Annotated in this window: 15 protein-coding genes and 1 pseudogene; 3 read left to right on the top strand and 13 right to left on the bottom strand. The window is 51.1% G+C overall.

Going from position 1 to position 16485, the window contains the following annotated elements:
* Positions 1-23 precede the first annotated feature (23 nt).
* The gene (gene tkt, locus N7E69_RS04470; RefSeq protein ID WP_000098644.1) at positions 24-2015 is read right to left on the bottom strand and encodes a transketolase; all 1992 of its coding nucleotides are present in this window, start codon (positions 2013-2015) and stop codon (positions 24-26) included.
* Between the two features lie 275 nt (positions 2016-2290).
* On the opposite strand from tkt, the gene N7E69_RS04475 reads away from it, so the two are divergent.
* A complete protein-coding gene (locus tag N7E69_RS04475) occupies positions 2291-3049 on the top strand; it encodes a M48 family metallopeptidase (RefSeq protein WP_000701824.1) in 759 nt (252 codons plus the stop codon).
* A 100-nt stretch (positions 3050-3149) separates the two neighbouring features.
* On the opposite strand, the gene speB is transcribed toward N7E69_RS04475, so the two are convergent.
* The 6 genes and pseudogenes from speB to N7E69_RS04505 all read right to left on the bottom strand — a co-directional run bounded on the left by speB (position 3150) and on the right by N7E69_RS04505 (position 9469).
* The gene (speB, locus tag N7E69_RS04480; protein WP_000105553.1) at positions 3150-4070 is read right to left on the bottom strand and encodes an agmatinase; all 921 of its coding nucleotides are present in this window, start codon (positions 4068-4070) and stop codon (positions 3150-3152) included.
* Positions 4071-4274: 204 nt separating this feature from the next.
* Positions 4275-5231, bottom strand: coding sequence for an alpha/beta fold hydrolase (locus N7E69_RS04485; protein ID WP_077906644.1), 957 nt, complete (start codon positions 5229-5231; stop codon positions 4275-4277).
* A 192-nt stretch (positions 5232-5423) separates the two neighbouring features.
* Positions 5424-5918 (bottom strand): YhcH/YjgK/YiaL family protein, encoded by a 495-nt coding sequence (locus N7E69_RS04490; protein ID WP_000965537.1) that lies wholly within the window; start codon positions 5916-5918, stop codon positions 5424-5426.
* Positions 5919-5956: 38 nt separating this feature from the next.
* A pseudogene (locus N7E69_RS04495) lies at positions 5957-6964 on the bottom strand (Ldh family oxidoreductase).
* Positions 6965-6977: 13 nt separating this feature from the next.
* Positions 6978-7994: a zinc-binding alcohol dehydrogenase family protein gene (locus N7E69_RS04500; RefSeq protein WP_000853908.1), complete on the bottom strand. Its 1017-nt coding sequence runs from the start codon at positions 7992-7994 to the stop codon at positions 6978-6980.
* Positions 7995-7996: 2 nt separating this feature from the next.
* The gene (locus tag N7E69_RS04505) at positions 7997-9469 is read right to left on the bottom strand and encodes a mannitol dehydrogenase family protein (RefSeq protein WP_000379525.1); all 1473 of its coding nucleotides are present in this window, start codon (positions 9467-9469) and stop codon (positions 7997-7999) included.
* 839 nt (positions 9470-10308) lie between these two features.
* On the opposite strand from N7E69_RS04505, the gene N7E69_RS24465 reads away from it, so the two are divergent.
* Positions 10309-10377, top strand: coding sequence for a mandelate racemase (locus N7E69_RS24465; RefSeq protein ID WP_001675272.1), 69 nt, complete (start codon positions 10309-10311; stop codon positions 10375-10377).
* Positions 10378-10691: 314 nt separating this feature from the next.
* Here the strand turns inward: N7E69_RS24465 and N7E69_RS04515 are convergent, their stop codons facing one another.
* The 6 genes from N7E69_RS04515 to N7E69_RS04535 form a co-directional block, all read right to left on the bottom strand.
* Positions 10692-11492: a FadR/GntR family transcriptional regulator gene (locus N7E69_RS04515; RefSeq protein WP_001576357.1), complete on the bottom strand. Its 801-nt coding sequence runs from the start codon at positions 11490-11492 to the stop codon at positions 10692-10694.
* A gap of 153 nt (positions 11493-11645) precedes the next feature.
* Entirely contained in the window at positions 11646-12377 is a 732-nt protein-coding gene (locus tag N7E69_RS04520; RefSeq protein ID WP_001751808.1) for a hypothetical protein, read from the bottom strand.
* A 144-nt stretch (positions 12378-12521) separates the two neighbouring features.
* Positions 12522-14498 carry a biosynthetic arginine decarboxylase gene (gene speA, locus N7E69_RS04525; RefSeq protein ID WP_001278578.1) on the bottom strand — a complete coding sequence of 659 codons (1977 nt, stop codon included), beginning with the start codon at positions 14496-14498 and terminating at the stop codon, positions 12522-12524.
* 8 nt (positions 14499-14506) lie between these two features.
* Positions 14507-14638 (bottom strand): acid stress response protein YqgB, encoded by a 132-nt coding sequence (gene yqgB, locus N7E69_RS04530; RefSeq protein WP_000729109.1) that lies wholly within the window; start codon positions 14636-14638, stop codon positions 14507-14509.
* An 85-nt stretch (positions 14639-14723) separates the two neighbouring features.
* Positions 14724-14873, bottom strand: a complete 150-nt coding sequence (locus N7E69_RS24470) for a hypothetical protein (RefSeq protein WP_001751809.1) — start codon at positions 14871-14873, stop codon at positions 14724-14726.
* Positions 14874-14932: 59 nt separating this feature from the next.
* Complete coding sequence (locus N7E69_RS04535; protein ID WP_001576358.1) at positions 14933-15232, bottom strand: hypothetical protein; 300 nt, start codon at positions 15230-15232, stop codon at positions 14933-14935.
* Between the two features lie 55 nt (positions 15233-15287).
* On the opposite strand from N7E69_RS04535, the gene metK reads away from it, so the two are divergent.
* Positions 15288-16442, top strand: a complete 1155-nt coding sequence (metK, locus tag N7E69_RS04540; RefSeq protein WP_001062139.1) for a methionine adenosyltransferase — start codon at positions 15288-15290, stop codon at positions 16440-16442.
* Positions 16443-16485 lie beyond the last annotated feature (43 nt).

Below are 16485 nucleotides of genomic sequence, written 5' to 3' on the forward strand. Positions count from 1 at the left end.
CCCGTTTTATGCCGTATTAAGGATTACAGCAGTGCTTTCGCTTTGGCGATCACGTTGTCCACCGTGAAGCCAAACTCTTCAAACAACAGCTCTGCCGGGGCGGATTCACCGAAGGTGGTCATCCCGACAATAGCGCCGTTCAGGCCGACGTATTTGAACCAGTAGTCAGCGATACCCGCTTCAATCGCTACACGCGCAGAGACGTCCTTCGGCAGCACGCATTCACGGTAAGCCGCATCCTGCTTGTCGAATGCGTCGGTAGACGGCATGGAAACCACGCGCGCCTTCACGCCTTCGGCAGTTAGTTTTTCGTAAGCGGCAACCGCCAGCTCAACCTCTGAACCGGTCGCAATGAAGATAATCTGCGGCTGGCCCGCACAATCTTTCAGTACGTAACCACCGCGGGCGATATTCGCCAGTTGCTCTTCAGTACGTTCCTGCTGCGCCAGGTTCTGACGGGAGAGGATCAGCGCGGTTGGGCCATCCTGACGCTCTACGCCATATTTCCACGCCACCGCGGATTCCACCTGGTCGCACGGACGCCATGTGGACATGTTCGGCGTTACGCGCAGGCTTGCCACCTGCTCGACCGGCTGGTGCGTCGGGCCATCTTCGCCCAGACCGATGGAGTCGTGGGTATAGACCATCACCTGACGCTGTTTCATCAACGCTGCCATACGCACTGCGTTACGGGCATATTCGACGAACATCAGGAAGGTGGAGGTGTACGGCAGGAAACCGCCGTGCAGGGCGATACCGTTGGCGATAGCGGTCATACCGAATTCGCGCACACCGTAATGAATGTAGTTACCTGCGGCATCTTCGTTAATCGCTTTCGAACCGGACCACAGGGTCAGGTTAGAAGGTGCCAGGTCAGCGGAGCCGCCGAGGAATTCCGGCAACAGCGGACCGAAGGCTTCGATGGCATTCTGGGACGCTTTACGGCTGGCGATTTTGGATGGATTCGCCTGCAGTTTAGCGATGAACTCATTCGCTTTCGCATCGAAGTCAGCCGGCATGTCGCCTTTCATACGACGAGTGAATTCAGCAGCTTCCTGCGGGAAGGCTTTCTCATAAGCCGCGAATTTCTCATTCCATGCGGATTCTTTCGCCGGGCCGGCTTCTTTCGCATCCCACTGGGCGTAGATTTCAGACGGGATTTCGAACGGCGCGTATTTCCAGCCCAACTGTTCGCGGGTCAGCGCGATTTCCGCGTCGCCCAGCGGCGCGCCGTGGGAATCGTGGGTACCCTGTTTGTTCGGCGAACCGAAACCGATGATGGTTTTGCACATCAGCAGGGACGGTTTGTCAGTCACGGCGCGAGCTTCTTCCGTGGCGCGTTTAATGGCGTCGGCATCGTGACCGTCAATGCCACGGATAACGTGCCAGCCGTAGGCTTCAAAACGTTTCGCGGTGTCATCGGTGAACCAGCCTTCAACATGACCATCGATAGAGATACCGTTGTCATCATAGAACGCGATCAGTTTGCCCAGTTTCAGAGTACCAGCCAGAGAGCACACTTCGTGAGAAATGCCTTCCATCATGCAGCCGTCGCCCATAAAGACGTAGGTGAAGTGGTCAACGATATCGTGGCCAGGACGATTAAACTGCGCCGCCAGAGTTTTCTCGGCAATCGCCATCCCGACGGCGTTGGCAATACCCTGACCCAGCGGGCCAGTAGTGGTTTCAACGCCAGCGGTGTAGCCCACTTCCGGGTGACCAGGGGTTTTTGAATGTAGCTGACGGAAATTCTGCAGCTCGGACATCGGCAGGTCATAACCGGTGAGGTGCAGCAGGCTGTAAATCAGCATTGAGCCGTGGCCATTGGACAGCACGAAGCGGTCGCGGTCGGCCCAGGACGGGTTGGTCGGGTTGTGGTTCAGGAAATCACGCCACAGGACTTCGGCAATGTCAGCCATACCCATCGGGGCACCCGGGTGACCGGATTTGGCTTTCTGTACTGCGTCCATGCTCAGCGCACGAATAGCATTGGCAAGCTCTTTACGTGAGGACATTTTGACTCCAGATCGGATGTTGAAAGGCCATGCCCGTAACGACTTGACGACAGCGCGTTTTGGGCTACGCCGGAAAATTTGCCAACAATTTACCCCAAGCCGCGCGTCATGTACATGGAACATCCTTTTACCGCTTCAGAAATCTCCGGATCGTGCTCGTATGTTGCGCAATTAGCTAACTTGCCTGCCATGCTTTTCTTTATACTTAACCCAGGCGCTAATTCATCTGCAACGAGCGCATTTCAAAATAATATTAATTCGTATGGAAGAGAAAAATGAAAATTCGCGCTTTACTGCTTGCTTTGGGCATGGCGACGGTGCTGACCGGTTGCCAGAATATGGACTCTAATGGACTGCTTTCTTCGGGCGCTGAAGCTTTTCAGGCCTATACGTTAAGCGATGCGCAGGTAAAAGCGTTGAGCGATCAATCCTGTCAAGAGCTCGACAGCAAAGCGAAAATCGCGCCGGCGAGCAGCGAATACGCTAAACGACTGGCAAAAATTGCCGCTGCGCTGGGGGATAACATTAACGGCCAGCCGGTGAACTATAAGGTTTACGAGACGAAAGACGTCAACGCGTTTGCCATGGCGAACGGTTGTATTCGCGTCTACAGCGGACTGATGGATATGATGACCGACAACGAAGTTGAAGCCGTGATCGGCCATGAAATGGGCCATGTCGCGCTGGGTCATGTAAAGAAAGGGATGCAGGTCGCGCTGGGCACTAACGCCGTGCGCGTCGCGGCGGCATCGGCAGGAGGCGTTGTCGGCAGCCTGTCGCAATCACAGCTTGGCGATCTTGGCGAAAAACTGGTGAACTCGCAGTTCTCCCAGCGTCAGGAGTCCGAAGCGGATGATTATTCTTACGATCTGTTGCGCAAACGCGGTATCAGTCCGGCAGGACTTGCCACCAGCTTTGAGAAACTGGCAAAACTGGAAGCGGGTCGTCAAAGCTCGATGTTCGACGATCACCCGGCGTCCGCCGCACGCGCACAGCATGTGCGCGATCGTATGAGCGCGGACGGGATCAAATAATCCCCGAACAGTGCCGGATGGCGGCGTGGACGCCTTATCCGGCCTACAAGCATCAATCAGCTGTAGGCCGGATAAGCGCAGCGCCATCCGGCAAAACAACTTACTCGCCTTTCTTCGCCGCCTGGATATAGAGCATTTCTAATGCCAGCGTCGCGGCCGCCAGAGCGGTGATCTCCGACTGATCGTAAGCCGGCGCGACTTCCACTACATCCATACCGACAATGTTCAGATCTTTCAGACCGCGTACCAGTTTAATGGCGCGATCGGAGGTCAAACCGCCGATCACCGGCGTACCGGTGCCAGGCGCAAACGCCGGGTCCAGACAGTCGATATCAAAGGTCAGATAGACCGGCATATCGCCGACGATCTGTTTCACCTGAGCGAGAATATCATCCACGCCGCGATCGTTGACCTGGCAGGCATCCAGCACGGTAAAGCCATTGTCTTTGTCAAACTCAGTACGAATACCGATCTGTACCGAATGATGCGGATCGATCAGGCCTTCTTTCGGCGCGGTGTAGAACATCGTGCCGTGATCGAATTCGCAGCCGTTAGCGTAGGTATCGGTATGCGCATCAAAATGTACCAGCGCCATTTTGCCAAAATGTTTCGCGTGGGCGCGCAGCAGCGGCAGCGTGACGAAGTGGTCGCCGCCGAAAGAGAGCATACGCTTGCCTGCAGACAGCAGTTTTTCAGCGTGCGCCTGTAATTTTTCACTCATCTCACGGGCATCGCCAAACGCATACACCAAATCGCCGCAGTCCACGACGTTCAGGCGCTCGCGCATGTCAAAACTCCACGGGAAACGGTGATGTTCCCAGGCGAGGTTGGTCGACACCTGACGGATCGCCGCCGGGCCATGACGGCCGCCAGCGCGACCGGACGTTGCCATATCAAACGGTACGCCAGTGATCACCCAGTCGGCATCGCTGTCATACGGCTGGAAGTTCATTGGCAGACGTAAAAAACCAAACGCATTAGAAACCAGTGAGTTATCGTACTGATGACCTAAGGTGCTCATGGCAAAAACCTCTTCTTAGTCAATATAAAAAAACCCTCCCGCGTCGTTAGGCCCGACGAGGAAGGGTTTGAATTTGTTTACGGCTCAAAGTTTACTCTGACAGACCGCATTATTGAAGTCAGTTTAGCCAGGTACAGTAGACAACGCCCGAAAAAAATATATATCCAGCGCAAATCAGTAGGCTCATACGTCCATCGCGGTCAGTTAAGAGGCCTTAGGGAGTTGCCGCTGTAAAAACTCAAGCACTAATGCGTAAAACAGCGGTGTTTTCCCCGGCGTCTGGAAAATGGCGTGACCGCTACCGGGAATGAGGGTCATCTCCGCCTGAGGCAGCAGCCGGTACAGCTCGGTAACTTCTTCAACGGTGAAAAATTCATCCCGGTCGCCGTCCAGTAATAGCACAGGAATGTGGATTTTTTTCACCTCTTCTTCCGTCAGCGATGTGGGCGTTGTCCACATTGGCCAGACACCTTCGAGAAACGTGCGCCAGTAGTCTTTTTGCTCTGGATGATGCATGTTCTGATAAAATTTAACCATCCCGGGCGCATCCGAAGCCATTTTATCCAGATCTCGATCCGTCAATTGCCCCTGAGGCATTCCTTTACCATAAAAAATTTCCATCCCCTGCATGTAATGGGTCGTAGCAAAGCGATGCGTTGCGCCGCCGACGATAGCAGCGCGCGCTAGATCCGGGTATCGGCTGGTTAACTTCAGAACGACCATGCCGCCATCGCTGTAACCCATCACCAGCGGTTTTTCCAGCTTCAGCGCTTTAACAAAAGCCGCCATATCTTCCGTCATCAGATCATAGCTAAACGTTCCTTGCGGGTTATTGGTTAATCCATGTCCACGACTGTCCGGCATGATGACGCGAAAATATCGAGATGCCTCTTTCGCTAATCCCTGCCAACTTTTCGCCGTCAGACCACCACCGTGAATCAACAGCAGCGGAGGCCCCTCGCCCTCTTCAACGTAATGAATTTTGATACCATTCGCTTCCACAAATTTATCTTTGTCCATCGTTGTTGCTGAAGCATTTATTAAAAATATAATATTGATAATAAAAATAAATTCTAATTTAAAAATATGATTCATAACACCTCGCCAATCACTTTCCGTGTAAAAGACCATATTATTCAGATTGAACAAAAATAACATCAAAATCGATTTGTATCATTTTCACTTATTTACCGGGGAGACCCCGCATCCTCTTTTTACAGAACGTAAAAAGCCTTTCCGCGATTAGCCTCAACGCGAAAAGGCTCTGAAGTCAGAAAAGTGCCACCTTATTCATTCTGGCTGTAATTCAGGATGACTTGAAGGTCTCTTCCTGAATTGCATTTGGCGCTTTCTTTATTCCTTCGTCTGACAGGGCAAGCTTGACTCGCTAAATGCCGTGGCCGGAATTTTCACAATCGCTTTTTTAACCGGCGCAGGTTTACCACGCGTACAAAGCGGACGGTGGATCTGGTTGGGATAAAAAAGCGCGAAATCGCCAGGATTTAATGTAACGAACTGCTCATTAGCGACACATTCAGGAAAGATGATGTCATCAGGAAGATGCTCAAGCTCCTTTATCCTGGTATCAATTTTGTTGGAATAGCCAATCTCCTCATAACCGCTTAGTAAAATCTGAACATCGATATATTTTTTATGAAGTTCAGCTTTGCGGTTTAACGAAGAGTGTGTTTCTCCTTCGCTTATCATAAGAAATGACTCCGGGAAAGAAAGTTCATATCTACCAGCAGGCTGATCTTCAGCTATCTTCACCGCTTCGATGATAAGTTTTTTAATAATGTGGTTAACGTAAGGTAATAAAGTAAGCTGCTCTATATTTCCATATAGCATACTATAGTTATCCTAAATAATGGTCGTGATTATAATTATCAGCCAATCAGGTACTGGTAAATACCTTCAGCCACAGGAATACCTTCTTTTAAACATTTTTCTTTATAGGCGATTTGCGGATCGTTTGGCGCCAGCACTTTATCAACACCGGGCATCGGTTTTACAGCCCTTAGCTCATTGACCATTGTGCTCATTATTGAGGAAAACAGCGGATTGCCCAACATCTGCGGATCAATAACGATAACCAGACTCGCTAACTTGCGCATCTTGTCATAGTCGCCATACATCCGAACAATATGGTTGCTAAAGTTTGCCCCCATCAGGACGCCCGTGAGCGCATCAATCGCCAGGGCAATACCAGAACCTTTGTGTCCGCCAAAGGGCAGCAGATTTTCAATTTTATGCGGATCGGTAGTGATATGTCCCTCTTTATCCAGCGCCAGACCATGACCTATTGGTTTCCCGGTTTCTTTGGCGTGCAGAATTTTACCAAACGCAATGGCGCTGGTCGCCATATCGACGATCATCGGATGGCTGTCTTTAACGGGGAAGCCGAAGGCGATTGGGTTAGTCCCCAGAAAGCGCTCCGCGCCGCCATACGGCGCAACGCAGGTATCCGTTTGCGTCATGGCGATAGCCACCATTCCCTGGCTTGTCGCCTGCTCAATGAACCACGAGAGCGCGCCGCAATGGGACGTATTTTTGACGCTGACGAAGCCCAGCCCCGTCTCTCTCGCCAGACTAATAGCGTGGTCTGTCGCCTTTATCAGCGCGCAGTGCCCCATTCCATCATCAGAGTCCAGAATAGCGACAGAAGGCGAAATCTGTTCGATGCTGAATGTTGCTTTTGGATTGAGCCCGCCTGCGTTCAGGCGGGTACAATAGTGCTCTACGCGAATAACGCCGTGGGAGTGAACGCCGGTAATATCGGCATGAACCAAAACGTCGGCTACCTGCTGCGCCGTTTGCGCGTCAAGGCCCGCCTAGGTGAGTTTATTAAACGCCAGCGCTTTCAATTCATTTTCTTTGACTAATATTGTTGACATAACTATCCCGCTATTAAAATTTGATAACGCCTTTAACCAATTTTTTGTTTTCTACCACGTTCTTCTGGTACTGGTTGCCGAACGTATAGAAATCGAATTCCTGGTTTTTCATCATTGTTTCGCTAATAGCGCCCTGAGCCATTAGCTCAATGACACATTCGAAGTCTTCCCGCGTCGCGTTACGACTGCTCAATAGCGTGGTCTCTTTTTTATGGAAGGTCGGATCGTCAATGACGAGCTCGCCGATATATAGCCCGATGAAGACGATTTTTCCGCCGTGAAGAATCAGATCAACAGCGCGGCTCATGGAGGATTTATTGCCGGTGGCATCAAGCACAATGCCGGCTAATTCACCGGAGAAACAGGCTTTCAGCACATCAATATAGTCGTCTGACGACGGATCGAGCGTTGCAACGCCTACCTTTTCGGCGACCAGACGACGGCGTTCGGCGTCAATATCAGCTACCGCGACGCGAGCGCCTTTGGCTTTTGCTATCGCGGCGGCGGCCAGCCCAATCGGCCCGGCGCCGACCACCACAATGTTTTGCTGCGGCTTCACGTCAGCGCGGCGTACTGCGTGGGCGCTGATGGCGAAACACTCAACCAGCGCGCCCGCGCTGTCGGTGAGGTTATCCGACAGTTCAACCAGATTTTGTTCACGAACGGCCAGATATTCGCTAAAGCCGCCGTCCTGGTGAACGCCATACAGCGAGACGTTCTCACAGCAGTTGGTTTTTCCTTCCCGGCAGGCTGCGCAAGCGCCGCAAGGAATACAGGGAATAACGCTATAGCGTTGGCCGACCTTCGCCGTGCTGCACGATTTACCCAATATTTCCGCCACGCCGCAAATTTCATGACCCAGCACGCGCGGATAGGCAAAAAAGGGCTGGCGACCGGCAAACGCATGGATATCGGTGCCGCAAATACCAACCGCTTTAATTTTTAACAGTACTTCATCGTCTTTTAAATGAGGAATATCTCTTTCAATGTATTCGATATTTCCCGGATTATTACAGATAAGCGTTTTCATACTTAACCCTTTGAAGATAAACGGTGAATGGTGGCCGTGACGCCATGTAACTCAATATGGTTAAAGGCCTGCTGAATGTCGTTTAAAAAGTCTGCGTTGTCGCCGGCCAGCGTTCCAAAGATGCTATTTATCTGCAGCAAAGACAGCGCTTGTTCCCATCGCGTGTTTTTATTTTTAATAGCCGCATTGAAGGTATCATTGAGCGGGTCGGCCACACTCTGCCCCTGAGAGAGTGTATTAATGACGTAATGGAGCCAGCCCGCAATCAGCGTCGCTAACGCCCCGCCCTTAACGCCGCGCGCCTGAAGCGTCAGATAAGGATCGACGGCCCGCTGAGGCAGCTTCTGAGAACCGTCCATCGCAATCTGTCCGGTCTTATGTTTAATGTTCGGGTTGCTGAATCGCTCAATGAGCAACTGCGCATATTGATGTACATCTACCGCCAAATTCGGGCGCAGCGATTTTGCCTGCTCTTCCGTCATTAAATGATGTACGGCGGTTTTAAAAGCGTCGTCTTCCATGCACTGATAGATAAACTCATATCCAGCCAGGCTGCCGTTATAGGCGAGAAACGAATGGCTGCCATTCAGCATACGAAGTTTCATTTCTTCATAGGGAAGCACGTCCGAGACGAACATCGCCCCTGCTTTATCCCAGTCAGGACGACCGGCAACGAAATTATCTTCGATAACCCACTGACGGAAATCCTCGCATACGATGCCGCAGGGATCGGCAAAACCGATCTGGTCTTTAATCATGTCAAATTGCTCTGGCGTCATTGCCGGCACGATGCGATCGACCATGGTGCCAGGAAAGGTGACATGCTTCGCTATCCAGGCCGCCAGTTGCGGATCGAGATTATCGGCAAACGTAACGATCGCCGTTTTGGTCAAATGACCGTTTTCCGGAATGTTATCGCACGACAGTACACTAAACGGGGGAAGCCCTTGCTGGCGGCGTATCCGTAGCGCTTCGACGATCAGTCCGAGTGCTGAGCGGGGATGTTCAGGATCGGCAAGATCGTGTTTGATGAGCGGATGGCTGAGATCGAGCGTTCTGGACCGTGGATCGGTGCAGTAACCTTTTTCCGTTATCGTCAACGAAACAATTTTTACCTGCGGCTCAGTCAGCTTCTCGATCGCCGCCTGAATACCTGACTTCGGCGTATGCAACGCGCCGGTGATGGTACGAACCAGGCGACTATTGATGGCGCTGGCTGACGTTTCCACCACTGAAAACAGCCCCTGTTGCGCATTTAGCGCATCCACCAGCTCCGCATCGCCGAACAGATTCAGTTCAAAAATCCCCCAGCGGTTGCCGGTTATCTCATTCGTGAGATCGTTATAAACCGCCTGATGACCACGGTGAAAGGCGCCAAATCCAATATGTACGATGTTGGCTTCCATTCCCTGACGTGAATAAGTCGTTTTGAATTGGTGCCTTGCGGCGTCTAACTGGCGAGCTATGGTGTCCATGAATTTTTCCCACTCCTGTTTTGTTTACCAATTCTGCTTAAACAGCACACCAAAATACGTGAATATGATCACACTCACGGCACCGGGTTCTTCACCCTGGTATGCTGACTAATAGCCAATGAATAAAAATAATTTATTTATCAATTGTTTATAAAATACGCTTGTCAGGATAAATTTTACGATTCACAAAAGCGTGATTTTGATTAGAAAAATCGGCCACGAATTGGCATACCACCCACACAACTGCAATCATTAAACACCATGAAAAACAATACCTTATTGAATAGCACGCCCGCTGCGAGCGTATATGTCACGCATGATTGATTCAATAATTACCCGAAATACAGCAAACCAAATCTGATAATTTGTCTAGTGAATTAATGAACTCAATTTATTATCAGCATCAACGTTAACCTAAGAACATCAGTTACGGTTTTGATCATCCGGGTCGCTGCTAAAGCGATGAGGAGTGAGCCGCCTTTAGACGTAATTGGCAAATTAATCCATTGATTGAACACAGGAAAAAATTGATGAAGACGCAGATTAGGCACGTTGAAACAAAGCTTTCAAAGCCCCTCTGGCCAAGGTCTTAGTTGACGCAAAACATGGCATAATAGCCATTTCGAACTGGTAACCACGACGATTACGCTGGAAGACGGTTCAACTGGCACCGGATATTCCTATACCGGCGGAAAGGGAGGGTATGCAATTAAAGCGATGATCGACCACGATCTTGCCCCGGTACTGTCAGGGAAAGAGGCGCTGCGATTGACGATATCTATGACTTTATGGAATAGCATATTCACTATGTGGGTCGCGGAGGCATCGCATCGTTTGCGATGGATATCGCTCTTTGGGATTTGAAAGGCAAACGTGAAAAACTGCCGCTGTGGAAAATGGCTGGCTGAAGGCGGCGCGTCTGTCGACGAATGGCGGTCGTTTGGTATGCTCGCTCGGTATGCAGGAATTACACGTCAGACTGGTTTCCGCATTCGAGACTGGCTGACTGGAGGTTCACAGCTTCCCGATCGATCAATATACCAAACATCCGCTGGTGGACGACAATTATCGCGCCGTGGCACCGGACACCTACGGCATTGGCGTAGAGTTTGACTGGGATAAGCTGAGCGTTTACGAAGCCTGATTCCCTCTCTCCGGGCTTGTTTTTGGCGGCAGGCCCGGTTAATCGCTGACAAAAATGTCATCCGCCTGAAAATAGCCGTCAGGTGGCGAAGAAAAAATCATCAAAATCTTCCAGCGAATCATCCTGTTGGAAGATTTTTACCAGCTCATTTTTACTGTTTTCAAGATGGGTCCACGAGGCCTGTCTGGCCTGCTCAGCATCGCGTTTTTGCAATGCAAGGAAGATACTACGGTGATCTTCCACCCATTTCATTCTTAACTCTTTCTTATGTAAATACTTATAGTTTAACTGCTTCCAGCGCGGATTTTCGGTCCTGACAGCCCGCCACAGCTCGGCAGATTGTTTCATTAATACACGATTTTGCGTGGATTCCGCGATGATATTGTGGAACTGACGATCCAGTTCTTCAAATTTGTCGCTGTCGCCGCCAATCTGCTTTTCCTGCTGCTCAATAATACGTTTAAGCTGCTTAAGCTCATTAAATCTTATTTGCGTAGCGGCAAAACCGGTGATGTTACTTTCGATAACCTGCCGGGCCTGTAGCAATTCAAAGGGGCCAATGTCTGAGTAAGGCAAGAGCGCTTTTTGATTGATTTTTTCCAGACTATCAATAAAGTAAGTGCCTGCGCCTTGCTTAACCTCTACCACCCCCTTCAGCTCAAGCATAATAATCGCCTCACGAATCGTCGTGCGGCTGGTTTGAAAACGCTCGCTGAGTTCTCTCTCCGCCGGAAGTCGCTCGCCAGCTTTAAATACCCCTGAATAGAGTAGTTCTTCTATTTGCAGCCCTATATCAAAATAGCGCCGCTTGGTTAAAATTTGTTCCATGCACATACCTATGTAGACAGCAATTGCTCCACTTGAGGGTAGTGTAAACAAATCCTAATGTTTATGGTAAACAATTTCCCTGCCAGAGAGTGGTCGTTTCTTTCCCGCAACCTACGGCTATGCGCGTCACACAGTCCTTCCCCACCAGACTCGGCAGGAAAGGCGCTAATTCCCATAACGCATATTTGACGTTTGATGCCGGGTTTATTTGCGGCAGGGCGGCGGCGCATACCCGTTGTTGTCCGCCGGGAAAGCCTGCGAGGAACAAGACGGTAGCGTATTTGTTGCTTTACCCTGCAATGCAAAAGCGGCAAAGCCGATGACGCCGATGTTGCGTACATCGCCCTGCGCGGAGTGGGCCGCATAAGCGTCAGCTACGTCGGCGAACTGGAATGCCGCCTCAGTGTGTTTATCTTTGCGAAACCCTTTAATCGCCAGTGAATCGCCGGCGTTAACAATATAGCCATGATGATTCAGCGAGCCTGCTTTTCCGTTCAACACGTCCAGGCCATCAACCGTTGCGACGATTTCGTAATTGGTATCATGACTGTAATTACGAATATATAACTGATAGTTCATCCCTGATCTTGCAGGAATACTATATTGCCATTGTCCCATTGATGCGTTGTAGCGACGAGTAATTGGAATCGAATTAAAATTAGCGTCGCGCACAGCATATTCAAGATCGCTGATACGTATACTATAAACTTTATCGTAACCTGACGGATATTGAGTGGAGTAATTTATTATCACCATTTCGGCAGGTTCTCGATCGGCACGTTCTACCGAAACGCTTTGTACCGATGAATGCACGTCGCCGCCCCAGGCGGTGCCGACGTCGGATGAAGAGCCATTATTAGATTGCATTCCGCTGGAACAACCGCCTAACAGCAAAAACAAGCCAACAATGACGGCATTAAATTTAAATTTGCTCATACTTAACCCCCTTTTTAATTATTAGGGGGATTGTAGGCCCATAAAATTACATAGAGAAGCGGCACCGCTGATAATTAAGAATTTATAAAATATAAAAGGGTCGATTTAAATAATTAAATCGACCCACAAGCGGAATACTCTTAATTACTCATCTTCAAGATAAGTATAACCGTACAGTCCCGCTTCAAATTCCTCAAGGAACTGCTGCTGCAACGCATCGTCCAGATCCGTCTGTTTTACCTGGTCGCGGAAATGCGTTAACAGCGTTTTTGGATCCAGTTGCACATATTGCAGCATATCCGCAACGGTATCGCCTTCGTCCGACAGCTCAACCTCGACGCTACCATCCGGGAAGACAAACACGTCAACCGCTTCAGTATCGCCAAACAGGTTGTGCATGTTACCGAGGATCTCCTGATAGGCGCCGACCATAAAGAAGCCGAGCATCGGTGGATTCTCTGGATCGTATTCCGGCATCGGCATCGTCGTGGCGATACCGTCGCCATCGATATAGTGGTCAATAGCGCCATCGGAATCACAGGTTATATCCAGCAGCACGGCACGACGTTCCGGTACCTGATCTAACCCTTCCAGCGGCAGCACCGGAAAGAGCTGATCGATTCCCCACGCGTCCGGCATCGACTGGAACAGCGAGAAGTTGACGTACATTTTGTCCGCCATCCGCTCTTGCAGTTCGTCGATAATCGGGCGATGCGCACGGTTTTGCGGGTCCAGTTGCTTCTGCACTTCATGGCACATGCTGAGATAAAGTTGCTCCGCCCAGGCGCGCTCCTGCAAACTAAACGCGCCGGAAGAGTAGCCGATATGAATATCGTGCAGATCCATTTGGCTATCATGCAGCCACTCACGCAGCGAGCGGCGGGTGCCAGGTTTATGCATCTCCTGCCAGGTTTCCCACAGATTTTGCAGCGCGCGCGGCGCATCTTCAGCAGGGGCAGTCGGATCCGTGTATTCGTTACGCTCCACACCGATAATGTTAGAGACCAGTACCGTATGGTGCGCAGTGACGGCGCGGCCAGACTCGGTAATCACCATCGGATGCGGTAAACCATGCTCTTCGCAGGCATCGCCAATCGCCCAGATGATGTTATTGGCATATTCGTTCAGGCCATAGTTCACCGAACAGTCGGACTGCGAGCGGGTACCTTCATAATCCACGCCCAGACCGCCGCCCACGTCGAAGCACTGGATATTAACGCCCAGCTTATGCAGCTCAACATAGAAACGCGCGGACTCGCGCACGCCGGTCGCGATATCGCGAATGTTCGCCATCTGCGATCCCAGGTGGAAGTGCAACAGTTGCAGACTGTCCAGACGCCCGGCGTCACGCAGGGTCTCCACCAGTTGCAGCACCTGGGTCGCCGCCAGGCCGAATTTTGATTTTTCGCCGCCGGAGGATTGCCACTTACCGGACCCCTGAGAGGCCAGACGCGCACGCACGCCCAGGCGAGGAACCACATTCAGGCGCTCGGCCTCTTCCAGCACAATCGCGATTTCAGACATCTTTTCGATGACCAGATAAACCTTATGGCCCATCTTCTCGCCAATCAGCGCCAGCCGAATGTATTCACGGTCTTTATAACCATTACAGACGATCACGCTACGGGTCATGCCGGCATGCGCCAGCACCGCCATCAATTCCGCTTTTGACCCCGCTTCCAGCCCCAACGGTTCACCGGAATGGATAAGGGACTCGATCACGCGGCGATGCTGATTGACCTTAATCGGATAAACGAGGAAGTAGTCGCCGTTATAACCGTAAGATTCACGCGCACGCTTAAACGCCGCGTTAATTGAACGCAAACGGTGTTGCAGGATCTGCGGGAAGCAGAACAGCGCCGGCAGACGCTGACCTTGCGCTTCGCGCGCTTTCACCAGTTTGGCAAGATCGACACGCGCTTCCGGTACGTCGGGATCGGGGCATACGCTAATATGGCCCAGCTCGTTGACGTCGTAGTAGTTATTGCCCCACCAGGCAATATTGTAAGTGCGCAGCATCTTGCTGGCTTCCTGGGAGCTCATTGCAACCTCCTGCATGGAGCGTAGTACACCCTGTTCGCCTGCTGACGAAGGCGAACCCATAGACATGTCGTCAGACATAGCGAACCTCAATTTTTATTAGCAAGTGTAAAACAGTTGACTACTATCGCAATCCGAAGACGCGATAACAACCCATAGACAAGCGGATTTTCCAGCAGATAGCGCTGATGCTCCGCCTGCGCGACCGGTTTCTTTTTCATATCATTGTAAACACGTAACCGAACTCACAGATAACGGTTCGGCGAAACCACGAGAAAACTCTTGCGTTAACAAGAGCGCCCTTGTTCAGTCTTCAGCGCCATTGCCGGCTCTGGAATCCTGAGAAGCGCCGAGATGGGTATAACATCGGCAGGTATGCAAAGCAGAGATGCAGATTGCGGGGGACATGCGCGCACCAGAACGATGCGACAGATTCAGCAGAATACAACGGTTCATTATCTCGTATCACCTCCACGGCCGCCTCGTAAGACGAACCCACAAGCCAAAGCAACGTTTTAACCCGGCTGGAAGTGGCGACACGAAGAAAACGTCGTGTGCTTTTGTATGAGCCGCGCGTCGCGTTTTATACCCAGAACGCAGAAAAAAAGCAAAGCATAAATGCGCATAATGTCAGCATTATCAGAAACGTTTATCGCCTGATTTTGACCGACATTGCGACGGCCTTCAAAAAAAGCTGGAAATTGGGCGAAGAAGTGACCTAAAATAGCCGTCCAGATGTTAATCCATCCATACTGATTAACACTCAGACTGCCAGTGTCAGCGACCTTCAGACTCATGGTAGAATCTTCTGTCATGACTATTCCGCACAACAGTTTGAGCTAACTAAATTCTCCTTAGGTGAAATTAAATATGGCAAAACACCTTTTTACGTCTGAGTCCGTATCAGAAGGGCATCCTGACAAAATTGCAGACCAAATCTCTGATGCCGTGTTGGACGCTATCCTGCAACAGGATCCGAAAGCACGCGTCGCCTGTGAAACCTACGTTAAAACCGGCATGGTTTTAGTTGGCGGTGAGATCACCACCAGCGCCTGGGTCGATATCGAAGAGATTACCCGTAATACGGTGCGCGAAATTGGCTATGTGCATTCCGACATGGGCTTTGACGCCAACTCTTGCGCGGTACTGAGCGCAATTGGCAAACAGTCTCCGGATATCAACCAGGGCGTTGACCGCGCAGACCCGCTGGAACAAGGCGCGGGCGACCAGGGCCTGATGTTTGGCTACGCGACAAATGAAACCGACGTACTGATGCCTGCGCCAATCACCTACGCGCACCGTCTGGTACAGCGTCAGGCTGAAGTGCGTAAAAATGGCACCCTGCCATGGTTGCGTCCGGATGCAAAAAGCCAGGTCACTTTCCAGTATGACGACGGCAAAATCGTCGGTATCGACGCCGTGGTTCTCTCTACGCAGCACGCAGAAGATATCGACCAAAAATCGCTGCAAGAAGCGGTGATGGAAGAGATCATCAAACCCATTCTGCCGTCTGAATGGTTAAATACGTCCACTAAGTTTTTTATCAACCCAACCGGTCGTTTTGTTATCGGCGGCCCGATGGGCGATTGTGGTCTGACCGGTCGTAAGATCATTGTTGATACCTACGGCGGTATGGCGCGTCACGGCGGCGGCGCCTTCTCCGGTAAAGATCCGTCTAAAGTTGACCGTTCTGCAGCTTACGCTGCGCGTTATGTCGCGAAAAACATCGTGGCGGCAGGTCTGGCGGATCGCTGTGAAATCCAGGTCTCCTACGCTATCGGCGTAGCGGAGCCGACGTCCATCATGGTGGAAACGTTCGGTACTGAAAAAGTGCCTGCTGAACAGTTGATTCTGCTGGTGCGCGAATTCTTCGACCTGCGCCCGTACGGCTTGATTCAGATGCTGGATCTGCTGCACCCGATCTACAAAGAAACTGCGGCTTACGGCCACTTCGGTCGCGAAAACTTCCCATGGGAAAAAATCGACAAAGCGCAACTGCTGCGCGATGCTGCCGGTCTGAAATAATCGCCCGCGCCTGACGCTGTTTTTCAGCCAGGTAAACCATACC

It is taken from the genome of Salmonella sp. 3C, from assembly GCF_025426275.1.
Classification (GTDB): Bacteria; Pseudomonadota; Gammaproteobacteria; order Enterobacterales; family Enterobacteriaceae; genus Salmonella; species Salmonella enterica.